Annotated in this window: 24 protein-coding genes and 1 tRNA gene; 11 read left to right on the forward strand and 14 right to left on the reverse strand. The window is 62.3% G+C overall.

Going from position 1 to position 21908, the window contains the following annotated elements:
* Nucleotides 1-104 precede the first annotated feature (104 nt).
* Complete coding sequence (locus C483_RS10115) at nt 105-1217, reverse strand: DUF128 domain-containing protein (RefSeq protein ID WP_006653262.1); 1113 nt, start codon at nt 1215-1217, stop codon at nt 105-107.
* 322 nt (nt 1218-1539) lie between these two features.
* On the opposite strand from C483_RS10115, the gene speB reads away from it, so the two are divergent.
* From speB to C483_RS21080, 3 genes are all read left to right on the forward strand, one after another.
* Entirely contained in the window at nt 1540-2544 is a 1005-nt protein-coding gene (gene speB, locus C483_RS10120) for an agmatinase (RefSeq protein ID WP_006653263.1), read from the forward strand.
* Between the two features lie 3 nt (nt 2545-2547).
* Nucleotides 2548-3720: a pyridoxal phosphate-dependent aminotransferase gene (locus tag C483_RS10125; RefSeq protein ID WP_006653264.1), complete on the forward strand. Its 1173-nt coding sequence runs from the start codon at nt 2548-2550 to the stop codon at nt 3718-3720.
* A 99-nt stretch (nt 3721-3819) separates the two neighbouring features.
* A complete protein-coding gene (locus C483_RS21080) occupies nt 3820-3948 on the forward strand; it encodes a DUF7859 family protein (RefSeq protein WP_004267656.1) in 129 nt (42 codons plus the stop codon).
* 80 nt (nt 3949-4028) lie between these two features.
* Here the strand turns inward: C483_RS21080 and C483_RS10130 are convergent, their stop codons facing one another.
* The gene (locus C483_RS10130; RefSeq protein ID WP_049912548.1) at nt 4029-5042 is read right to left on the reverse strand and encodes a threonine aldolase family protein; all 1014 of its coding nucleotides are present in this window, start codon (nt 5040-5042) and stop codon (nt 4029-4031) included.
* A 310-nt stretch (nt 5043-5352) separates the two neighbouring features.
* Between C483_RS10130 and C483_RS10140 the strand changes: the two genes are divergently transcribed.
* The 4 genes from C483_RS10140 (at nt 5353) to C483_RS10155 (ending at nt 8262) form a co-directional block, all read left to right on the forward strand.
* Nucleotides 5353-6279, forward strand: a complete 927-nt coding sequence (locus C483_RS10140; protein ID WP_006653267.1) for a hypothetical protein — start codon at nt 5353-5355, stop codon at nt 6277-6279.
* Complete coding sequence (locus C483_RS10145) at nt 6269-6523, forward strand: hypothetical protein (RefSeq protein WP_006653268.1); 255 nt, start codon at nt 6269-6271, stop codon at nt 6521-6523. The genes C483_RS10140 and C483_RS10145 overlap by 11 nt, the downstream gene beginning before the upstream one ends.
* A gap of 138 nt (nt 6524-6661) precedes the next feature.
* Nucleotides 6662-7756 (forward strand): aminopeptidase, encoded by a 1095-nt coding sequence (locus C483_RS10150; RefSeq protein WP_006653269.1) that lies wholly within the window; start codon nt 6662-6664, stop codon nt 7754-7756.
* A gap of 83 nt (nt 7757-7839) precedes the next feature.
* The gene (locus tag C483_RS10155; protein ID WP_006653270.1) at nt 7840-8262 is read left to right on the forward strand and encodes a universal stress protein; all 423 of its coding nucleotides are present in this window, start codon (nt 7840-7842) and stop codon (nt 8260-8262) included.
* Between the two features lie 69 nt (nt 8263-8331).
* On the opposite strand, the gene C483_RS10160 is transcribed toward C483_RS10155, so the two are convergent.
* The 7 genes from C483_RS10160 to C483_RS10190 all read right to left on the reverse strand — a co-directional run bounded on the left by C483_RS10160 (nt 8332) and on the right by C483_RS10190 (nt 13159).
* Complete coding sequence (locus tag C483_RS10160; protein ID WP_006653271.1) at nt 8332-9105, reverse strand: SDR family oxidoreductase; 774 nt, start codon at nt 9103-9105, stop codon at nt 8332-8334.
* Nucleotides 9106-9217: 112 nt separating this feature from the next.
* Nucleotides 9218-9775, reverse strand: coding sequence for a hypothetical protein (locus tag C483_RS10165; RefSeq protein WP_049912549.1), 558 nt, complete (start codon nt 9773-9775; stop codon nt 9218-9220).
* Nucleotides 9776-9854: 79 nt separating this feature from the next.
* The gene (locus C483_RS10170) at nt 9855-10604 is read right to left on the reverse strand and encodes an alpha/beta hydrolase (RefSeq protein WP_006653273.1); all 750 of its coding nucleotides are present in this window, start codon (nt 10602-10604) and stop codon (nt 9855-9857) included.
* Nucleotides 10604-11218, reverse strand: a complete 615-nt coding sequence (locus C483_RS10175; RefSeq protein WP_006653274.1) for a VOC family protein — start codon at nt 11216-11218, stop codon at nt 10604-10606. Before C483_RS10175 ends, C483_RS10170 begins: the two co-directional genes overlap by 1 nt.
* A 462-nt stretch (nt 11219-11680) precedes the next feature.
* The gene (locus C483_RS10180; RefSeq protein WP_006653275.1) at nt 11681-12199 is read right to left on the reverse strand and encodes a hypothetical protein; all 519 of its coding nucleotides are present in this window, start codon (nt 12197-12199) and stop codon (nt 11681-11683) included.
* A gap of 313 nt (nt 12200-12512) precedes the next feature.
* A tRNA-Arg gene (locus C483_RS10185) sits at nt 12513-12616 on the reverse strand.
* A gap of 126 nt (nt 12617-12742) precedes the next feature.
* Entirely contained in the window at nt 12743-13159 is a 417-nt protein-coding gene (locus C483_RS10190; RefSeq protein ID WP_006653276.1) for a hypothetical protein, read from the reverse strand.
* A gap of 496 nt (nt 13160-13655) precedes the next feature.
* Between C483_RS10190 and C483_RS10195 the strand changes: the two genes are divergently transcribed.
* Nucleotides 13656-14285, forward strand: a complete 630-nt coding sequence (locus C483_RS10195; protein WP_006653277.1) for an AAA family ATPase — start codon at nt 13656-13658, stop codon at nt 14283-14285.
* Between the two features lie 76 nt (nt 14286-14361).
* Nucleotides 14362-14775 (forward strand): RNA-binding domain-containing protein, encoded by a 414-nt coding sequence (locus tag C483_RS10200; protein WP_006653278.1) that lies wholly within the window; start codon nt 14362-14364, stop codon nt 14773-14775.
* A 24-nt stretch (nt 14776-14799) separates the two neighbouring features.
* Here the strand turns inward: C483_RS10200 and C483_RS10205 are convergent, their stop codons facing one another.
* Nucleotides 14800-15819, reverse strand: coding sequence for a hypothetical protein (locus C483_RS10205; protein ID WP_006653279.1), 1020 nt, complete (start codon nt 15817-15819; stop codon nt 14800-14802).
* 237 nt (nt 15820-16056) lie between these two features.
* Entirely contained in the window at nt 16057-17445 is a 1389-nt protein-coding gene (locus tag C483_RS10210) for a signal recognition particle protein Srp54 (protein WP_049912564.1), read from the reverse strand.
* A 222-nt stretch (nt 17446-17667) separates the two neighbouring features.
* Between C483_RS10210 and C483_RS10215 the strand changes: the two genes are divergently transcribed.
* Nucleotides 17668-17931, forward strand: coding sequence for a type II toxin-antitoxin system HicB family antitoxin (locus C483_RS10215; RefSeq protein WP_006653281.1), 264 nt, complete (start codon nt 17668-17670; stop codon nt 17929-17931).
* A gap of 84 nt (nt 17932-18015) precedes the next feature.
* On the forward strand, nt 18016-19614 hold the full coding sequence (locus C483_RS10220; protein WP_006653282.1) for a dihydrolipoyl dehydrogenase: 1599 nt from the start codon (nt 18016-18018) through the stop codon (nt 19612-19614).
* Nucleotides 19615-19649: 35 nt separating this feature from the next.
* Here the strand turns inward: C483_RS10220 and C483_RS10225 are convergent, their stop codons facing one another.
* The 3 genes from C483_RS10225 to C483_RS10235 all read right to left on the reverse strand — a co-directional run bounded on the left by C483_RS10225 (nt 19650) and on the right by C483_RS10235 (nt 21823).
* Complete coding sequence (locus C483_RS10225) at nt 19650-20093, reverse strand: hypothetical protein (protein ID WP_006653283.1); 444 nt, start codon at nt 20091-20093, stop codon at nt 19650-19652.
* 130 nt (nt 20094-20223) lie between these two features.
* Complete coding sequence (locus C483_RS10230) at nt 20224-20766, reverse strand: putative phosphothreonine lyase domain-containing protein (RefSeq protein WP_006653284.1); 543 nt, start codon at nt 20764-20766, stop codon at nt 20224-20226.
* A gap of 262 nt (nt 20767-21028) precedes the next feature.
* Nucleotides 21029-21823 carry a sulfurtransferase gene (locus C483_RS10235; protein ID WP_006653285.1) on the reverse strand — a complete coding sequence of 265 codons (795 nt, stop codon included), beginning with the start codon at nt 21821-21823 and terminating at the stop codon, nt 21029-21031.
* Nucleotides 21824-21908: the final 85 nt, after the last annotated feature.

The raw sequence follows: 21908 nt of genomic DNA on the forward strand, positions 1-21908 counted from the left end.
TATAAGAGACAGGAGTGTGAGTGTGAGTACACACAGCGAGAGACGGGACAGTGAACGGATTCGAGCAGCGCTGAACTGGTTGAATGTGAAAAAACAGTGCCGCCTCAATCGTCGAGCGGTGCTGGAACCACTGTTTCGACCGGTTCGAACGTGCTCCGTTCGGCCGTTCCGTACAGCGTATCCCACTCGTTCGTCACGTCGTATTCGCTGAGCGCCGAGAGCAGGAGTTCGCCGGGACCGACGTAGGTCAGTGAGCCAAACGCCCACGCCGAACTGCCGTTCGGAAGCTTATCTTGTTCGCGAGGCCGCCGGAAGTCGAGCACGCCGCCGATCGCGTCGCGGCTCGCAACTGCCAGATCACGCGCCTCCTCGTATCGGTTGATCGGGAACTGCCGACCGTCGCCGACCAGCAGCCCGGGTCCATCGCCCTCGAGAACGCTCCGAACGTCGGTACGGCCCGACTCGATCAACAGCGAAATGACGTCAATCGACGACCCCTCTCCGTTGATAACATCCACGTAGCGGACGATTCGGCCGCCGCTCTGGATGTCGAGGTCGGGATCATCGGTTTCGTTTTTGCCTGCGCTTTCGGGCTGCTTCTCACTCTCACTCCCGCCAGCACCACGCCCCTCCCCATCGAACCGCTCTGCCATCGCCACCGGCTCGTACTCGAGTAACCCTGCCGTCGCAAGATCAGCGTTGACCCCGTGGGCGAGCAGGACGCCATCGAGAGTGATACTCGAGGGGATGAGCAGACGCAGGTCGCCGGGCTCGCTCTCGGCGCTGTCCTCGAGTGCGATCGGGATCGGGCCGAGCGGGAGGGACTCGAGTGAGGCGGCGAGGTCGAGCGCCCTGTCGACGTCGTCCTCGTCGAGGTAGGCAGCGGAGGTGACGAGTGCGCCGGTGTCCTCGAGCGGGTCGTAGCTGACGCGGCTGGTGAGGGCGGCGATGCGGGCGCGGATCTGTTCGAGGCGACTACTGACGTCGCCCTGTTCGAGTTCGTCGCGGCCGCGCTGTGTGAGGCGGCGGCCCTGACCGGGGACTTTCTCCGTGAGCCCGAGGTCGTCGAGTTCAGAGAGTGTGAGCCGGATTGTCCGGTCTTTGATCTCGTAGCCGTGGAGCTGCATGAGTTCGACGAGTTGGATGCTGCCGATCGGGCTGTGGCGGTCGACGAGTCGAAGGAGGTCGTACGTCCGTCTATCGAGCTCCGGAGCCATTCAGAGGATAGTGGATGAGGGAGACCACCAAGCTTTGGGTTCGGGTTGGTTTTGGGGGGAGACACTGGCATCGAACAGGAGTCAGTTCGAGCCTGGGTCACCCCGTATGTGTTCGGGAATAGAGGTTGTGTTTGGGTGATGTCCGCACGCGGTGCGTAACCTTATTAGTGCTGTCGCGAAACGAATAGGGTGGCAACTAGTTGCCGGGATGTATTAGAATGACACTCGATCTCTCGCAGGTGCGAGCAGTCGGAACAGTGACAGGGGACGCTTCGCAATCGACCGCGCTGGCCGGTAGCCAGCAAGCCAAGGTGGGCACCCAATGAGCGATCAGCACCCTGCAGCGGCGTTCCGAGAGTCGGTCGAGGGGGCGAACGTGGAACTCGCGTATGCTGGTCCGAAGACGTTCCTGAAGGGGGAGATGCGGGATGTCGGTGACGTCTCCGACGTCGACGCGGCAACGTTTGGCGTCCCCTACGACGGTGCGGTCTCGAACCGACCAGGTGCACGCTACGGCCCCCAGGCCATCCGGCGTGCAAGCGGTTGGTGGGCGTATCTCTCCGACTACAAGGGCGGGCTCACGAATATGCAGACCGGGAAGCAGGTGAACTTCGACGATCTCACCGTCGCTGACTGTGGTGACGCACCAATCTTCCCGATGGACAGCGAGACGACCGCCGAGAGCATCGCCGCGCACATGGCGACGGTCGCGTCACAGACCTTCCCCGTCATGCTCGGCGGCGACCACTACTGTACGTTCCCAGCCCTCCGCGGGTTCGCGGAAGGTGCCGAACACGACGATGTCGGCTTCGTTCAGATCGATGCCCACACCGACACCACCTCCGAGAGCCCCGTTTTCGGCACGGACTTCCACGGCTCGAGTACGGCGCTGATCGCAGACTCCGAGTACACCGACTACGAGCACGTCAGTCAGGTTGGCATCCGCGGCTACGAATCTCCCGAGTTCTTCGAGTTCGCCGAGGAAACCGGACTCAACCTCTATACGATGCGCGACGTCGAAGACCAGGGGATTACGTCGGTTGTGGCCGACGCGGTCGCCGCCGCGGCCGAGGGAACCGACGCGGTCTACGTCTCCTTCGATATCGATGCCGTCGATCCGAGCGTCGCGCCGGGAACCGGCACTCCTGTGCCAGGCGGACTGACCCCACACCAGGCGCTCAAAACGATGGAAGTGCTCGGCGAGACCGACGATGTCGGCGCGGTCGACATGATGGAGGTCGCACCTCGGTACGACTCCGATGAGGGCACCCAGCGACTCGCCTCGTACCTGCTCGTGACGCTACTCGAGCGCAAGTTCGCAGAGTGAACAATGACACGAACACCAGAGTTCGACGACGGTGCGATCGGCAGTTCCCGAACGTCGGGCGTCGCTGAGTCCGTCATCCGCGAGATGACCCGCGAGGCGATCGACCGCGGCGCGATCAACCTCTCACAGGGGATTCCCGACGAGGACGAGACGCCACCCGAGATCAAGGCTGCCGCCCAGGAGGCTATCGAGACCGACAGCCAGTACACCATCACCTGGGGGCTACCCGAACTGCGCGACGCCGTCGCCGAGCGCTACGCCGAGTGGAAAGGCGTCGAGTACGACCCTGAAACCGAGGTCACGATCACCAGCGGCACCAGCGAGGCCATCATGTCGACGATGCTCTCGCTTGCCGGCCCTGGTGACGAGGTCATCTACTTCGAACCCGTCTACGAGAGCTACATCCCCGCGAGCCAGTTCGCGGGCGCGAGCGCCGTTCCTATCGACATTACCGACGGCCTCGGCATCGACTTCGAGGCACTCGAGTCGGCTGCCGAAAACGCCCGGATCATCGTCCTCAACACGCCGATGAATCCGACGGGGAAGGTGTTCACGCGCGAGGAACTCGAGCGCATCGAGGACATCGTCTTCGAGCACGACCTGATCGTCCTCACCGACGAAATTTACGAACACATCGTCTACACCGACGACTACGTCAGCCCGGTCGAAGTCGGCGACCTCGCTGACCGGACCATCGTCTGTACGGGCATGTCGAAGACGTTCAGCGTCACCGGCTGGCGCGTCGGCTTCTGTCTCGCACCCGAGTACCTCTCGAAGGAACTCCGGAAGATCCACGACTACACGAGCATCTGTGCGCCGACGCCGTTCCAGAAGGCCGGCGTCGAAGCGCTCGAACTGCCCGAATCGTACTACCAGGAGCTCTCCGACTCCTACGAGGAGCGACGGGACATCCTCTACGACGGGCTACAGGAAGCCGGCCTCGACCCGGTCAAACCCGACGGCGCGTACTACATTCTGACGCGGTATCCGACGGACGAGGACGACATCGAGTTCTGCTACCGGCTGATCCGCGAAGCCGGCGTCGCCGCCGTCCCAGGCAGTAGCTTCTACACGGATCCCGACGCCGACTCCGACTGGGTCCGGTTCACCTTCTCGCGCAACGAGGAGACGATTCGCGAGGCAGTCGACCGGCTCGTCGAGAATCGCTGGTGGTAGGCGCCAGCGATTGAATCGCCACACTGTCACCGACCGTCGACCGCTCGAAGCCGGCGAACGTCGAAACGACTTTGCACACCCGGGCTGTACCCCGCGCGTATGCTCGGCTTCATCCCTGACGACCCCGTCATCATCGCCATCGTCGTAATCCTGCTTTCGCTCATCTTCTTTACCTACCTGCTGCTCCGGCGGACGGTACTCGAGTTCCGCGATGGTATGGGCCGGTAACAAGCGCTACGCGTCGCTCAAGCGAGTAGCCACGAATCACAACGCAACGAGTGCCGACAGTGACGACGCGTCGGTGCGAGTTAGAACACGTCCGCGATCCGCCCGAGCGCCGTCTCGACGTCGGCCGCCGACACGTCGCGGTGCGTACAGAACCGAACCGTCGTCGGGCCGAACACCGTCGCCAGCACGTCCTGTTCTTCTAAGCGCTCGAGTACCGCCTCCGTGTCGAGTCCGGTACCAGCAACGTCCGCGAGGACGATGTTCGTCTCCGGCGTTTGCACGTCGAAGCCGTCGATCTCGTCCAATCCATCCGCGAGCGCGCGGGCGTTCTCGTGATCCGTTGCGAGTGACTCGACGTTCTCGAGTGCACAGAGTGCTGGGCCAGCAATGATGCCGGCCTGGCGCATGCCGCCGCCGAGGAGCTTGCGGGTGCGGCGGGCATCCTCGATGAACGCCTCGGAGCCGGCGAGCATCGAGCCGACCGGCGCGCCGAGGCCCTTCGAGAGCGAGACCATGACCGTGTCGACCGGGTCGACGATCTCGGTTACGGGAACGTCGAGCGCCGTCGCGGCGTTGAACACGCGCGCGCCGTCGAGGTGGACCGGCACGTCGTTCTCGTGGGCCGCCTCGGCCGCCGCGGCGATCTTCTCGGGATCGATCGCGAGGCCGCCGCGGGCGTTGTGGGTGTTCTCGAGACAGAGCAGGCCGGTGCCGGGTCGGTGGAGTTCCTCCTCGACAAGGCCGGCTTCGACCTGCTCGGGCGTTGGAACGCCCCGGTCGGTGTCGAGCATCCGCACCTGCAAGCCGGCGAGGTCCGCGAAGCCGCCGAGTTCGTACTTCACGACGTGGCTCTTGCGATCCGCGAGCACTTCCTGCCCGCGCTCGGTGTGGACGCGACCGGCGATCTGGTTCGCCATCGTCCCCGTCGGGCAGTACAGCGCGGCCTCGGTGCCAAGTCGTTCAGCGACGCGGGACTCGAGTTCGGCCACAGTCGGGTCCTCACGGTAGACATCGTCGCCGACCTCGGCGTCGCGTGCGGCCTCGCGCATTCGATCGTCGGGTGTCGTAACAGTATCCGAGCGAAAGTCCATCATGCGATGCAGTTGCCGGCCGCCGGCAAAGAACGCTGGCATGTGCGGACGGTCAGCGAGAGAGTCTCACACGGACACCCATACGCCGTATCAGTGATCACAGTGCTGTGTCTGGCTCTCAGTACCCACCAAACAGTACGTTGAAGTGTCAGCCATCTGTTGTGGTCGTATGGCCCCTGATTCGCCCCCGTCCGACTCCCCTCCCTCGTCCTCTTCGTCCCCTTCCTCTCCCAGGTCGGCGACAGCAACACCCAGATCTTTCAATGCGCACGTCTCGCGGATCGTCGGCCGATTCAGTTCCCTGCTCCCATTCATGCTCGTGCCGCTCGCTCTCTCGCTCGCCGACCCCGGAAAAGTCGCCCGAACGATGGCACCACAGAGTGGGTTCACTATCTCTGCGAAATTCCCGTTACCGAACCCGCTGCTCGACCTCTGGGCGTTTATCGACGCTCCCGACGCCGAGACGACCGGGGCGTCGAGTGCGGTACATCCCGGTGCTGGAACAGGCACCGCCACTGGCCACGGACCCGCCGGAGCCGACGTAACGATCGAAACGCCGTTCGAAACGGTCGTCGTTCCGCCCGAAATCGGCGGACCCTCGCTGCTCGGGGTCATTGGTGGATTCCTCGTCGTCTACGCCCTCATCGCAGCGGTGATCGCCGCGGGCTACATCGGCGGACTGGACCGACGACTTCGCGGCGAACCAGTCGCGATAGCAGCGCTCGTGAGGCAGTATACGCCGCCATTCTTTGTCTATCACCTGCTCGTCTTCGCTGCGTTTCTGCTCGCGATCCCACTGATGCTGGTCAGTCCTGCGTTCATTCTTCTCGCGATACCCGTCGCGTTCGTTCTGATGTACCTCTTCTACGCCGCGCCGTTCCTGTTCGTGGTCGCCGATGAACCGGTTATCGAGGCACTACGCCGATCCGCCGGATACGCTCTTTCGGGCGGTGCCTACTTTCAGTTTGCACTCGGACACGTTGCGGTTGGTATCATCGCCTCCATCCCGCTCTCGCTGTTCGTGAGTACAGTCCCCGTGATCGGCTTCGTCACTGCCCTCGCCGTGGCGGTCCCGCTCTCGTTCGTGCTGACGGCTGCGACCGTCTCGTTCTGCCAGGAACTGGACGAACTGGACGGACAGAACGCAGGAGCGAACGGGGCTAGTGGCGTTCCACCCAGCACTCAGCAAAGCGTTAGTGGGAGCGGTGACACGAATTGGGTGACTGACCGTGCCAACTGAGAACGAAGTCAGGGACGAGGGCAAAGACAAGACCAACACCAAACGCGGCCGCCAACTCGTCTCCATTCTCCGACTGCTCGCCATCGCCCTGCTCACCGTCGGCTTCAGCGGGTGGGTACTCGAGGACGGGGGCGAGGTCGTACTCGAGTCCCCGTTCGTCATCGCGTTCGCCGCGGGGATTGTCTGTGCGTTCGCATCGATCTATCTGGGGATTTTTCTGGCGGACGGTGGGGCGGGACGGTGAGCCGGCAGGTGTGAGCAACGGAAGGAACTGAAAGAGGACGATGCTGGGCTGACTGATGAACGAACAGGGGGTGACGCCCTGCTGACCGGTAGTTTCGATTCGAAAACTGTATCCCAGTACTGCGAATACTCGTCCAGTATGGATCCGCGAATCCGCAACCACGCCGAGATTATCGCGAATCACTCGGTCGATCTGCAGGAAGGCGACAACGTCGTCATCGACGCTCATCCCGTCGCTGAGGACCTCGTCGTCGCCCTTCACGAGATCATCGGGGAGAAGGGGGCAAATCCGGTCACGACGAGTCAGCGCACCGGTAAGCGCGAGCAGCGTGCGTTCCTCCGCGCGAGCGACGGCGAGTTCGAGACGCCGGAACACGAACTCGCGCTCATCGAGAACACGGACGTCTACATCGCCATCCGCGCCGGCGACAACGTCACCCAGACCAGCGATATCGACCCAGAAGTCAGCGCCGCCTACGGGAAGGCCCACCGACCGATCCTGAACGAGCGCCTCTCGACGCGCTGGTGTCTGACCCAGTACCCTGCGCCCGCGAACGCCCAGCTCGCCGAAATGAGCACCGAGGGCTACGAGAACTTCGTCTGGGACGCCGTTAACAAAGACTGGGACGAGCAGCGCGAGCTCCAGGCGAACATGGTCGAAATCCTCGACCCCGCCGAGGAGGTCCGCATCGTCAGCGGCGACACCACCGACGTGACCATGTCCGTCGCGGGCAACCCGACGATCAACGACCACGGCGAGCACAACCTCCCCGGCGGCGAGGTCTTCACCGCACCACAGCCAGACAGCGTCGAGGGCGAGGTCCTGTTCGACATGCCGCTGTATCACCAGGGTCGAGAGATTACGGACGTCTATCTCGAGTTCGAGGGCGGCGAGGTCGTCTCCCACTCGGCGGCGAAGAACGAGGAGATTCTGACGGAAGTCCTCAACACCGACGACGGCGCGCGCCGGCTCGGTGAACTCGGGATCGGAATGAACCGCGATATCGACCGATTCACGTACAATATGCTCTTCGACGAGAAGATGGGCGACACCGTCCACATGGCAGTCGGCCGCGCCTACGACAACACCGTCGGCGAGGGCAACGAGCAAAACGAGAGCGCGACCCACGTCGACATGATCGTCGATATGAGCGAGGATTCGTACATCGAAGTTGACGGTGAGGTTGTGCAGCGAGACGGCATCTTCCGATTCGAAGACGGCTTCGAAGAGTAGTCGAACAAACACGGCGGCCAGCCGTTTTTGCTGGGGTAGAACCAGCAGCCGCGCTTATACACCTGCGGGGAGAACGACGGCGTATGGCAGTTCTCGTCGCATACGACGGCTCGGAGTCCGCACAGCAGGCGGTCGAATACGCGTTTACCACCCACGCTGACGACGAAATCGTCCTCCTTCGCGTCGTCGAAGCCGCCGAGGGCTACACCGGCGCGAGCGTCAATTACGTTCAGGACACACTCAAGGACAAGCAGGATGAGGTCTCAGACACGCTCCGAGAGGAGATCGCCGAACTCGCGAGCAATCCGGACGTCGCGTTCAGAACGGAGACAGCGATCGGTCGGCCGGACAACGAAGTGGTCGCGTTCGCCGAAGACGAGTCGAACGGCATCGACCATATCGTCGTCGGCAGCCACGGCCGCTCGGGCGTTTCCCGGGTTCTCCTCGGCAGTATCGCAGAAAAAATCGTTCGTCGAGCGCCGGTTCCGGTGACGGTCGTCCGGTAGCACGACCAGCGTTCTGTGAGTGTCCATCGTGACCGACGAACCGCGAACCACGAACTGCGAACGACGACCTCACTGCGTGTTGGTCATTCCGCCATCGACGACCAGCGACTCACCGGTGACGTACGACGACTGCTCACTCGCGAGGTACACCGCCGCGTCCGCAATCTCGTCGGGCTGGCCGGCGCGCCTGGACGGAATCGACTCGAGAAAGGCGTCCTCGTCCTCCGAACCGATGATCGAGACGTCGTCGGTCGTCATCGTCGTCTCGATCAATCCCGGATGGATTGTGTTCACGCGAACGTCCTCGGGACCGAGTACCGACGCCATAGCGTAGGTCAAGAGCCGAACCGCACCCTTCGTTCCACAGTAGGTGACGAACTCGCCCGCGCCCTCGAGTCCGGCGACCGACGAGAGGTTGATGATGCTCCCACCGTCGGCCTCGACCATGCGTCTCGCGGCCGCCTGCGCACCGAAGTAGACACCCTTGACGTTGATATTCATCATCCGGTCGAACGCTTCCTCCTCGGTCTCGAGAAACTCCTCGCCGTGGAAGATACCGGCGTTGTTCACCATCACCGTCACACCGCCGAACTCGTCGGCCGCTGCGACAGCGCTCTCGAGGTCGTCGACAGACGACACGTCACACTCGACGTACGCCGTCTCGGCCTCAGTTTCCTCGTCGATCAGTTCGTGGGTCGGCTTCCCGCCCTCTCGCGGGGTGTCCTGGATGTCGGCGATGACGATATCCGCCCCGTCCGCGGCAAACCGTCGGGCGATTGCGCGGCCGATTCCGCTTGCGCCGCCAGTGATCACTGCAACCTCGTCTTCGAGTACCTGTGTCATTGCCCGGATTCCTACACCACCAAGAGAGGAAGTGCTAGCCAGTCGTCAGAAAGCAGACTGGTTGTGCTGGTTGTGGTGGGAGAGAGTCTGTGCGGAACGAAGACACAGCCGCTCAGCCGTCGACAACGCGGATATCGCCGAGTTGGATCACCGGCTGATGCTCGCAGATGTAGGTCACCATCTCGTGGCTGGCCTCGAACCGGAGGGTCTCGGTTTCACCAGGTGTCGCGATGATCGGAGACGAAAGGTCGTCGACAACGGTCCCCGATTCGTCGTGGATCGCGAGGTTGTGTTTGACGCTGTCCTGATTCTCGCCAGTGAGTTCGTACTCGCGGCCGTCGACGAGGACGAGTGTCGGGTTTTCCACGCGGTCGATGTGAGGGGGCTCGACGCCGACCCAGCCGCCGACGTAGGCGTCGAGTCGAATCGTCGAGACACCAGCCCAGGTATCGGGATCGGTATCGGTGACGGTCGTTTCGGCTGCATCTGTGACTGGGTCCGAGTCGTCGTCCGTGGACTCAGTTCCGTTAGCATCCGTGTCTGGACTGTCACCCTCGCTCTCAGGCTCCGTTCCCAGCCCCAGACAGCCGGCGCTTGAAGTAATCGCTGCCGCGCCACCGATACCGGCGAGTGCTCGCCGGCGGGTCACGGGCCAACGGTCCGTTCCCATACCCAGCGATAGGACCGAGAGCGCCATAAGCAGCGGCTGTACCGAGTCAGAGAGTCACCACCTGTGATACGTATGGGGCTTACTCGCCGACCAGCGTGGCGATCATCGAGGCTACCGCCTCGAGTTCGTCCTCGTTGACGCCGTGGCCCATCCCTTCGTAGATACGGGTGTCCACGTCAGCGTCGAGTTCCTCGAGCACACTCGCGGTTTCGTGGACGCGCTCTTCGGGAATGTGAGGATCGACGTCGCTGCAGCCGAGGAAAGCGGAGGTGCCGTCGAGAGTGGCGTCTGTGTTCGTGTCCGTCTCCGTGTCGAGATAGTCCGCCGCCTCGATCTCGTCGCCGATCAGGCCACCACTCAGTGCAGCCAGCCCGCCGTAGCGCTGTGGGTTGCGCGCGACGTACTCGCTCGCGAGACAGGCACCCTGCGAGAAGCCAAGCACCAGGATTCGATCGGTCGGGACGTCGGCTTCGTTCGCCGCCTCAATCGCATCCGAAATCGCCTGCAACCCCGACGTTCGACCCGGCTCGTTCGACTCCACCGGCGCGAGGAACGAGTTCGGATACCACTCGTTGCGCTGGGCCTGCGGCGCGAGGAGCGCGAGTCCGTCCCGGTGGACCTCGCTTCCCATCTGGATAATACTCCGCGCGGTCGCCCCGCGACCGTGGACGAGGACCATCGCCGCGTCGGCAGACTCGAGTTCCGTCCCGGCTGTCACGAGCGGTTGGCCCTGGTGTGGACCGTCGATTCTGTCGTTGCTGGCACTGTTGCCGCCGTTGCTACCACCTCCGCCATCGCCGCCACTCCCGCGCTCTGTCGGTGCCGTCATTACAGCCCACCGGTGCCAGCGCTCGCGTCGGGCAAGTCGTGCTCGACAACCTCGAGTCCCAACTCCTCGATCGCACCGCGGAGATGCTCGTCCTTGGCGTACTCCGCGCCGTCAGCCTCGCGCAACTCCTGTGCTTTCGCCAGGATCTCACCGCGGCGGTCGTTCGGAATCTCGTACTTGTCCGCCGAGAGCTCGATGACGAGTCCGTTGTTGTCTCGCGTGTAGATGGAGTGGAAGATGCCCCGGTCGAAGATGTTGTACTGGTAGCCGGCGTCCTCGAGTGCCTGCATCGTCTCCTCGTACTCGTCCGGATCGACGCTGAAACAGAGGTGGTGAACCGCGCCGACACCGCCGCGCTGGCCGCGGGCCGAGGGGCGGTCGTCGCTGACAAAGAACGTCAGGATGCGCCCGTCGCCCGTATCGAAGAACAGGTGCGTCTGGGACGGATCGTCGAGGTTCGGCTGGCGAAGCACCAGCGGCATTCCGAGCAGATCACGGTAGAACTCGATCGTATCCTCGGCGTTACTCCCCCAGATGGTGATGTGGTCGGTGCCCTGCATATGGACGGGGCTGTCCGGCAGTTCCGGCGTTACTGGAATTGACTCGTCGCTCATGTAGTTTCACTATGTTACCTGCACATATGAAGCCTACAGAGACACTGGGCCAACCACGTAACACTCGTGTTACTGGCTGCGGTGGTCTTGGCTCCGATAGTACCAACTGCAACTAGTTACACACGGATTGGACAGTTGTCGCACGAGCAGGTGTGCACTGACTTACAGTAGCTACTACACCCATTGTCAGCGTCTTCATGGCGTGCTACAGGTGGCAAATGTTAGGAACAGGCGGCTAGTTTATAGTCGTTTACGCTAGTGGTTGAACTGGTCTCCAACGCACCCTGCAGTCCACCGCGAGACCAACTCCACCAGAATCTGCTCACCCAGATTTCGTTGCAGTGCAGGGACTTCCCCTGCACTCACCCTGCATCGTGGCCGAACAGAGTGTCCGGTACTCGAGTCGACCACAAATCACATCGAGTCACGGAGAAAGTCCACGGCTTCAGTCGTGAGTGGATATCACGAACAGACCTCAGTCTCGACTTCCTGATGCACGATGAGATCGAGATCCCACTCACCGGTAGTCATGGTAGCGGTATTTTCGAACTGGATGTAGTACCGTCCTGCCTGCCGGGCGGTACTGCGTCGTTCGATACGCTCGGAGACATCCGTCTCGAGTACGAGGTCGCCGTTTGGGTCCTCGACCCGGACACGTGGGCGTGCCCCATCGTCCGTCTGAACGGCCTGTATCTCGAGTTCGTCGTCTGTTTCGAGCTCCGTTCTGAGTGTTATCGACTGGCCGGCGCTGACGGTCTGCCACTCGTCGTAGCGGTGATCCGATTCGATTTCTGTTTCGATCCGACAGTCATCGTCTTGGTCCTGCTCGGCGTCGGGAGTAGAACTGGTACTCGAGTCAGAGCCAGAGCCAGAGTCGGGATCTGGGTTCTCCTCGTGGTCACCCTGTTCTTCGGAGAGACAACCAGCGGTAGTGAGCAGCCCAATTGAGCCAGCGAGAGTCAGATAGGTACGGCGCTGCATGTCGGGAAATTCTGTCTGGGTGGTAAATCCTTTGTGTTCGAGAGACAGCCATAGAAGTGCGTTTGGAGACAATATCAGCACCATACACTTCAGATGATTTTACTTTTGTAAGTCTCCGGCCATTTGAAGAGTTGCGACTGTGGCTATCGGACTGGTCGCAAGATCTGTAGGCGAACCTCGGACGGAAGGTTCAGAAACGATAGTTTTCGCACGGGCACGATGGGATTCGAACCACTGTCGGAGCAAAGCTCCTCCCTGATTCGAATCCATCTCATTGTACTGCTGTTGCTCACGACGTGTTCGCAACAGCAAGCGGGCACGATGGGATTCGAACCCACGACCATCGGATGTCTTCCCCCGTCGCAACCGCAACGAGGATAGAAGTCCGACGCTCTGTCCAGACTGAGCTACGTGCCCACGGTCGCCATCTGGTGGGTATTCGTCAGGCCAATTTATACCCTTTGACTGACTGGGACTGTCTCCGCTGCCAGAAAAAGCGATGTGCCGCATGTTCGTCAGGCGTGATTACGCACCGTTTCTGCCTCAGGGGTCTGCATCGTCTTCATCGTCGTCACCGACTCCATCTTCCGCATCGTCGTCGACTTCGTCTTCGTCCGCATCCTGATCATCTTCGCCCGCATCATCATCACCAACTCCATCTTCATCGTCGGCATCACCGTTTTCCATCTCGTCGTCTTCGTCGCCGTTCTCGACACCGTCTTCGTCTCCGTTACCGACATCGTCCTCGTCCTCGCCTTCGTCTTCGTCGCCCATATCATCGTCACCGTCGTCGCCTGGGTCACCGTCGTCACCCGGCCCGTCGTCGTCGGCTCCGATATCGCCGTCGTCGTCGCCGAGATCGTCGTCCTCTTCATCGTCCATACAGCCCGCAACGGCCGCGATCATACCGACACCGGCAAGCTTCGTAAAGCGGCGTCGGTCGAGGGTCGGTGCTGTCATATCGGCATCTGGCCCGATGAGAGGGTGCCAGATAATGGATCGAGTTCGTTCGAATCGTCGTGCAGAATTCAGGCGACTTATCAGAGTTTCAAATTCCGAATAGATCTGTTGCAACCATACCGACGGTTTCAGCGCTGCAACGGCTGTCAGACGCCCTCAGTGGACGCAAACCGCCTCAGTTCCTCCAACGCAGTCACAAACGGACCGGTCAGACAGCTACTAGCAGCCCACTACACTCACCGTTGAAAACACACGATAGCTGAAAGAGTTGTTCTGGCAGCTACGCCGGCCCTAACACAGTTTCGACGCGTGAAACGGCTGGTACTCGAGTCCCCTCGGAATGAATGCCCCCACGAGTCAGGACCAGGGTGCGCTGGTTGTGAGTTGGGGCGACGAGCCGCGAGTCGCGAGCCACGAATCCAATCCACGACCACCGACCAGTGGCCCGCGACGGCGAACACAGCCCTTATGCACGTCTCGGCGGTAGGAGTTCTCGATGCACGTCATCGGAACGGTGGGACTCCCCGGGAGCGGCAAGGGAGAGGCCGCCACCGTCGCACGCGAGGACGGGATTCCGGTCGTGACGATGGGCGATGTCGTCCGCCAGGAAACCACAGACCGCGGGCTCGACCCGACGAAAGACCACGGGACCGTCGCACAGGCGCTACGCGAGGAGAACGGGCCGGCGGCCATCGCCGAGCGCTCGCTCCCGATGATCGAGGACCGACTTGCGGATCACGAAACGGTGCTCGTCGACGGAATCCGTTCGGATGTCGAAGTCGACGCCTTCGAAGAACGATTCGGCGAGGCGTTCACCCTGGTCAGTATCGAGGCTCCCTTCGACGTTCGCGCCGACCGAATCGACGCCCGCGGCCGTGATGCGAGCGAAGCGGATGGCGGCGAAGGGCTCGCCGCCCGCGACGAACGCGAGCGTGGTTTCGGCATGGACGACGCGATGGAGCGTGCCGACATCGTCGTCGAGAACACCGAGTCACTCGAGTCGTTCCACGAGCAGATTCGGTCGATCATTCGCGACGGAGTGAGTACCGAGTCCACGGACGCGGAGTCCGAACGAGCGACCACCGCGAGCGAGAGCGGGGCAGAGCCCGAGGAGCCACAGCCGTAGCTGGCTGTGTCCAGTCCCGAGACGAACCACACCGTTAGACCCTAAGTCGCACCCACCGAAGCAAACGTCAAGAGCTATGACCGAAATCTACCGCGTCGACGTCGAAGCAACCGCACCGGTCTACGACACCGAGGTGACGAGTCGGGTTGCCGACGCCGTCGCCAACATCTTCCCGAACGCTGACCTCGAGGAGTCCTTCGGCGAAATCCACGCCGAGACACACTCGATGGATCACTTCTCAGAGTTGCTGCACAGACAAGAGATTCTCGACACCGCCCGCGGCGAGTTCTTCTCGACGCGCGAGGGCGACACGTTCTCGTTTGCGCTCAAGAAGCAGGCAGCTTTCGAGGATCGAATCAACTTCTCCGTCGGGGAACCGGACGAACTCGGCGAGATCAGCGTCCGCGTGCGCGTCGAAGAACCAACAGTCGAGGAGTACATCGACCAGATTGCGCCGCCGACGGAAGACGGCAAGCCAGTCGATAGCTAATTGCCGCCCACCGGATCCGACTGCTCACTCACCACACTCGCCAGCCGCCGCGAGCGCGTCTTCTGCCGCATCCTGGTGTTGCTGGGCCCCAGCAATATCTCGGTCGTCAGCCGCCGCTGCGCTCGCTGCAAACTCCGCTGCAGCCGTTTGCAGGTGTTCTCCCTGGCAGTGGGCCGTCTCGAACGCATCCACGAGTTCGGTCGGTGCGGAGTCGCTACCGGCTTCGATCGTCTCCGTCCCCGCTTCGAACGACGACTTCGCGTCGAGAAACGCCGTTTCGGCCGCACCGTACTCGTCGTCCGCGAAGTAGTCGCGTCCCGTCTCGAGTTCGGCGTGGCCCGCGAGCAACTCGTCGTAGCCGGCGACCAGCACCGCCTGGGAATCGAGGACGGACTCGAGTGCCTCGATCCCATCGCCCAACTGTGTGCGGTCGACGGTCGGCAGGGAGTCGTAGCGCGACTCGTCGAAGCCGTCGAGCGTCTGGGTAGCGGTTTCGAGGAGGGTCTGTGCATCGCCGATGAGATCGGATCGTTTCTCGAGGGTGTTGCGGGCGTCGTCTACGTCGTCGGAAGCCGTGCCGTCGGCTGTCGTCTCATCGTCTGCATCCGCCTCGAACGCGGCACTCACCTCCTCAATCTCGTTCTCGAGTTCGTCGTCAGTCACGGTTGCAGTGACCGAGACGAGCCCCTCGAGAACGTCGGCGTAGTCACGAACGAGATCGACGTCTGCCTGGCGATCGGACTCGAGTTCACTGGCCGCAGTGTCGAGCAACGAGCGAGCGGACTCGAGCCGGTCGTGGTGTGGGTCGGGATCGAATGCGGAGTCTGGCGCGTCGGACGTGGGAGGGGAGGAGTCGGCATCGGTCTGTGCGCTGAGTTCGATCGCAATCTCGTTCAGCCGGCCAATCGCGCGGTCGAGCGCGCGGTGTCCGGTTCGGTCCGCGACGACCACGTCGGTCTCGTCGCCGGAGATAGTATCGAGACAACCCGAGAGCGCGACGAGGCCGACACCACCGAGCTGAGCGAGGTGCTGGCGTCGATTCATTACGTCGAGAATGTGAGTGTGGCTGTATTAACGTGCTGGTAGATATGTCAGTCACGACGAGTTCAGGAAGGACAACAAAGGCCGGGGTTCCCTCGCTAATTAAAGATGGATACGGTTGGTCTGAGGAGGTGTCTCACTCAAGAGATGTAGTGAGTCCCGAGTCTGTGACGGGAGATACCAGTGAAACGGAAACAAGAATGCGGCAAAAGCGGGTAGGGCAAATCAACGTAGCGGTGATCAGAACGGGCCGAGGCCGCCCATCCCGCCGCCACCGCCGCCGCCCTGTTGCATCTGTTTCATCATACGCTGCATCTCCTGCTCGGAGCCCATGCCCTGGAACTGCTTGATGGTCTTCTCCATCATCTTGTACTGCTGGAGCAGTTCGCGGACCTGTTCCTCGCTCGTCCCGGAGCCCCGAGCGATGCGCTCGATTTGGCTCGCACCGATGGCCTTCGGGTACTCCTTCTCGGCGTCGGTCATCGAGTCCATGATGACGCTGAAGCTGTGCATCCGCTCCTGCGTGACGTCCATCGCGTCGTCGGGAAGCTGGTCTTTGATCCCGCCACCGAAGCCAGGGATCATGTCCATCACCTGATCGAGCGGCCCCATATTGTTCATCGCCTCCATCTGCTTTTGCATGTCGTTCAGAGTGAACTGCCCCTGAAGCATGTCCTCGGGGTCCCAGTCGTCGTCCTCGATCTGGGTCTGCTCCATCGCGCGCTCGACGCGCTCTGCGAGCTGTCCGAGGTCACCCATGCCGAGCAGCCGGGAGATGAAGCTGTCCGGCTCGAAGCGCTCGACGTCCTGGACCTCCTCACCGGTCCCGAGGAACGCGATGGAACTATCGGTCTGGTCGACCGCAGTAAGGGCACCACCACCCTTCGCGGTACCGTCGAGCTTCGTGATGACGACGCCATCGATACCGATCGACTCGTCGAACTGCTGGGCCTGCTCCTTTGCACCCTGTCCGATCGCTGCGTCGAGAACGAGCAGTGACGTATCGGGCTGGGCGACACCTTCGATCTCCTCGATCTCATCGATGAGGTCGTCCTCGAGTGCGTGGCGACCCGCGGTGTCCACGATGTGGACGTCAGCTTCGCTCGTCGCCTCGAGTCCCTTCCGGGCGATGTCGACCGGGTCGTCGTTGTCCGGGTTGCCGTAGAAGTCGACCTCGGCACGACCGGCCATCTCCTTGGCCTGATCGTACGCACCGGGTCGGAACGTGTCCGTCTGGATGATCGCCGGCCGAAGCCCCTTCGTCGAGAACCACCAGGCCATCTTGGCCGAGGAGGTCGTCTTCCCCGACCCCTGCAGCCCAGCCAGCAGAATCGTCTGCTCCTCGAGTGGCAGTTCCGTCGAGTCGCCGATGAGGCCGACGAGTTCCTCGTAGACGATACGGAGGACGAAGTCCCGCGCCGGGGTCCCGGCTGGGGGTTCCTCCTCGAGTGCACGCGCTTTGATGTTGTCCGACAGCTCCATCACGAGCGAGACGTCGACGTCGGCGGAGAGCAAGGAGCGCTGGATCTCCTTGACGATCTCCTCGACGTCCTCCTCGCTAATTCGTGACTTCCCGCGGAGCTTATCGAGACTGCCCCGCAGAGAACTCCCGAGATCGTCGAGTACCATTTGCAGGATGTACGGGGCGTGGTCGTTAAAGCCTTTTTCTCGTGGACTCGGCGGCCAGAACTCGGACGGCGACCGGTTCCGGCTCGTGAGCATCGGTTGTCGAGTTTCCGTATCAGGTCAGAGGCCCAGTAGGGAACCGTAACGACGACGCCACAGTAGCGTGTCGAAGCGCGTCGCAGCGCGTCGGTGAGTATTTCACCCGCGCGGCGACAAGTCGGAGGTATGCCTTCGGATGCAGATTCCGACGCCGACGCCGACACTGATACCGAACGCGAACTCACCGTCGACCTCTCGGCGTACGACGAACTCCGCGACGAGACCGTCACCCTCCGTGTCAACGAGAACGGCCTCTATATTGTCGACCACGAGGAGACCGGCGTCTCGAGTCAGGGCCAGTCCGAAGAGATCGCGATCGAAAACCTACAGGAAGCGGTCAGTACGTACAGAGACGGCCAGTCGGACGATACTGGCGACGACTGGCTGTGAGTGCCACCGCCACCGACACGTGTGCATAGCAAACCAGCCAGCGCATCCCCTCGTTTTACGCCGGCAGTCGTTGTCGATCCTCCGATGACCGGATCCGACGCTGACGAGCGCACTGACGGTTCCAGCGAACGTACCACTGTTCCCACTGCTACCACCGCAGTCACAGACGGCGGCACCGACGAATACGACATCGTCGTCCTCGGTGGCGGCTCCGGCAGCCAGGTCGCGAGCGCCGCCGTCAACGAGGGACTCACCGCCGCCGTCGTCGAACCCGGCCCACTCGGCGGTGCCTGTGTCACCCGCGGCTGCATCCCCTCGAAGGCGCTCATCCACCGCGCCGACATCGTCGACGAACTACGCCGCGCGGCCGAGTTCGGCGTTCACGCCGACGTACAGGAGATCGAGTTCGGCGAATTCACCGCGGCGATTCACGACACCGTCTACGAGAAGGCCGACAACCAGGAATCGTCGTTCGACGACACCGACGGCCTCACCCGCTACCACGGGACGGGACGGTTCGTCGACGACCGAACGATTGTTGTCGAATCCAACGACGAGCACACGTCGGAATCGGACTCGGCGTCAGGGTCGGACTCGAGTACACCGTCGCGCATCCGCGGCGAAACGATCGTCATCGCCGTCGGCGGCCGTCCCGTCGTGCCGCCGATCGACGGCGTTGAGGACGTCGACTACCTCACGAGCGAGGGCGCGCTCTTTCTGGACGAACAGCCAGACTCCCTCGTCATCGTCGGCGGCGGCTACATCGGCGCGGAACTGGGCTACTTCTTCGGTGCGCTCGGCACCGAAGTCTCACTCGTCGGCCGCAGCGAGCAGTTGGTCCCCCGCGAGGACGACGACGTGAGCGAGGTTGTGACGAACGCACTCGAGTCCCACTGTGAGATCTACACGGGGTACGAGGCGGCGGCGGTCGCGGAAACGGCCGATGGAGTCGTCGTGACGGCCGAGCCGAGCGGTGACGGAGGGAACGGCGACGGAGGAGACGACAACGAAGAGAACAGCGACGAATCGGTCGAACTCGAAGCCGAACGACTCCTGTTCGCCACCGGCCGGCGGCCGAACACCGACAGCCTCGATCTGGAGGAGACCAGTGTCCAGACGGACGACTCGGGCCATGTCGAGGTGGACGAGTCTCTGGAGACAACCGCAGACGACATCTGGGCGCTGGGCGACGTGCTCGCCGACGAACCCTACAAGCACGCGGCGGACTACGAGACACGGATCGTCACCGCAAACGTGCTCGACGATGCCGGCGAGGAGGTCGACTACCACGCGATGCCGCACGCGATTTTCACGTCGCCGCAGGTTGCAAGCGTGGGGCAAACTGAGCAGGAGCTGACAGCGGGGGGACTCGAGTACCAGTCAGCAAACATCCCGTTCGGGACCGCGCCGCTGGGGATGATCCTCGACGCCGACGGCTTCGTCAAGGTGCTGGCCGCACCCGAGGGCGAGATACTGGGCTGTCATATCGTCGGCCCGCATGCATCGACGCTGATTCAGGAGGTCGTTACCGCGATGGACAGCGGATCGGGGATGGTCGAGGACGTGGCGGAACCGGTGCACGTGCACCCGGCGCTGTCGGAGGGGGTCTACGCGGCGTTCGACGAGCTATCCTCACGACAGTATTCAACGGCACCGAATTGGCGGGACGTCAGCGGTGTCTGAGTTGCGAAAATAGAACGACAGCGGCGACAGAGACGTCACTCGAGAAACCCACACCCGTAGTCGTCCGCGAGTTCGGAACACTCGTGGACGGTGAACTCGATCGGTGGTAAATACCCTCGATCGCGTGCGTGGACGCCCACCGCAGCGCAGTCGCTCGTCGCTCGCTCGGAGACATCGAGCGTTCGCCACTCGGAATCCTCTCGTCTGGCTTCGATGACGAACTCGTCCGGGTCGTCACCCCATTCACAGGGAAGTTGCTCGTCCGATGGTACCTGCTCAGAAATCGCGTCCAACCGGTGCGTCGTCGTCGACACCGTTTCGTCGTCCGCGGCGATTCGGATCTCGATCGTCCGTTCGTCGTCAGTGGAGTTCACCGCGACGACCGAACCCAGTTGTGTGCTGTCGTCCGGGAGGACCGCGGTGCAACCCGCGAGAGCGGCACAGCCGAGACTGCTCAGGAGGTGACGGCGGGAGACCATTGCTATCGTTCCGAGCGAAGAAGTGTTGTCCCTAAATGTTTTCGAGAATGGGTGTGGTTCGAATCGCTGCGAACAGTCGCCACTGCCACCATCGAGGGCGCCACAAACGGCTTCACGAGAGGTCCAGGTTTTACTGGATGTATCGTGCAGGGGCTGAGAGACCAAATTCCTCGGCTGTGTCCGCGACGATTCCCTTTGCCGTATAGATGTCTGGCTTGTAGTACAGTTCGTGGGTAACGTCGTGTGCGTCACGGAGGTGGTCCCTGACCCGGAGAACATCATGCCGCTCGAAATAATTCGGCGTATAGACCGTGAGGAGATAGTCGTCGTACATGGCTAGCTCCTCGTAACCAAATGTCGTCATCGCCTTGACTGCCCAGAGATGCCCTGCTTCTGCGTCAGCGACGAGTTCAGGCCATAACTCGTCAATCCGCTCTGCTGACCCCGTAATCTGCCACTTCCCGATCGTTTTCTGCTCCTCGAGTGCATCGCGGTCGATTTCTCGAACGGCTTCGTTTTCCGCTGGTGGTAAATCGTCGGACTGCACGTTCTCCGGTCGCGCAACGCCGTGCTCTGAAAAGTAATCGTCACCCCCGACCTTCGGAGAGTCACTGACGTCTCTGCTCCGTAGCCAATACTGCTCTTCGTCGGTGATTGTGATCGGTGACTTCATCGGTAAGACATCCTCATAGGAGGGCTGGACAGAATACCAATGCTCGCCATGCAGTGTGAAAGTGGAAGTAAATTATCTGGTTTAGGGGTCGCCAAATGACTAGCGCCCAGCAGATTTGCAGAATCTCCCCCCTCTGTATTCAGCATGCAGCGCGTGACAGCTATTGGGTTACCCAATTGCTGCGCCGGCATCTACGTCACATCCGTCGCTCCAATTGCGATTCGCACCGTACACGTGTGATAACTGCCGATAAGCCACTTGCCTACGGCACACCCGTCTCAATTTCGCCGTCCATCGCGATCCACTCCGTGAGACTTCCCTCGTAGACCGCCACGTCCTCGTAGCCAAGCGCCCGCAGAACGACGTAGGTGTGGCTGATCCGCCGCGCCGTGTTACAGTAGAGCACGATCTCGCGATCCCGCGTGATGCCGTGGGACTCGAGTACCCCCTCCAGTTCCACCTCGGAAAGCAACCGTCGCGTTTCGTCGTCCACGGCCTCGCGCCAGTCGAACCGGACGGCACCGGGGAGGTGAGCCTCCGCGAACTCATCGCGCTCGCGTATGTCGACCAAGAGTGCGTCTCGCTCGCGTGCGGCCTCGACCGCTTCGCGGCCGACCAGTGGGCTCTCCTCCCGGTCGAGCGGGTGGGGATCGTAGTTCGTCGCCTCGAACTCGGTAGCGGCCGTCGTTGTCTCGTACGCTCGGCTCCAGACGCTGTAATCCCCGTTCAGCAGTCGCACGTCGTCGTGGCCGTACTCGAGTGCGGTCACACAAAACCGGGCGGCGAAGACGCCGTGGGTGTCGTCGTAGACGACGATGGTGTCGTCGGGGTCGATGCCGACGGCGGCGAGCAGAGAGCCGAAGGCGTCAGCACCTGGGAGGGTACCGCGATCGACGTCGGAGTCGTCGCGGTAGCTGTCGAAGGGGATGCTGGCGGCACCGGGAACGTGACCGATGGCGTCGAACTCCCAGGCGTCTCTGACGTCGACGGGGCGGACGTCGGGGCGGTCGCGGTTCGCTGCCAGCCAGTCGGGCGAGACGACGACGGATTCGTCCATCGGCTGAGCGAACTCGCTCCGTGGCCGATAACGAACCGGTACCGGCACGTCTCCCCGCGGTACCGATATGGTGGCAATCGGTTCC

Source organism: Natrialba hulunbeirensis JCM 10989, assembly GCF_000337575.1.
GTDB classification, from domain to species: domain Archaea; phylum Halobacteriota; class Halobacteria; order Halobacteriales; family Natrialbaceae; genus Natrialba; species Natrialba hulunbeirensis.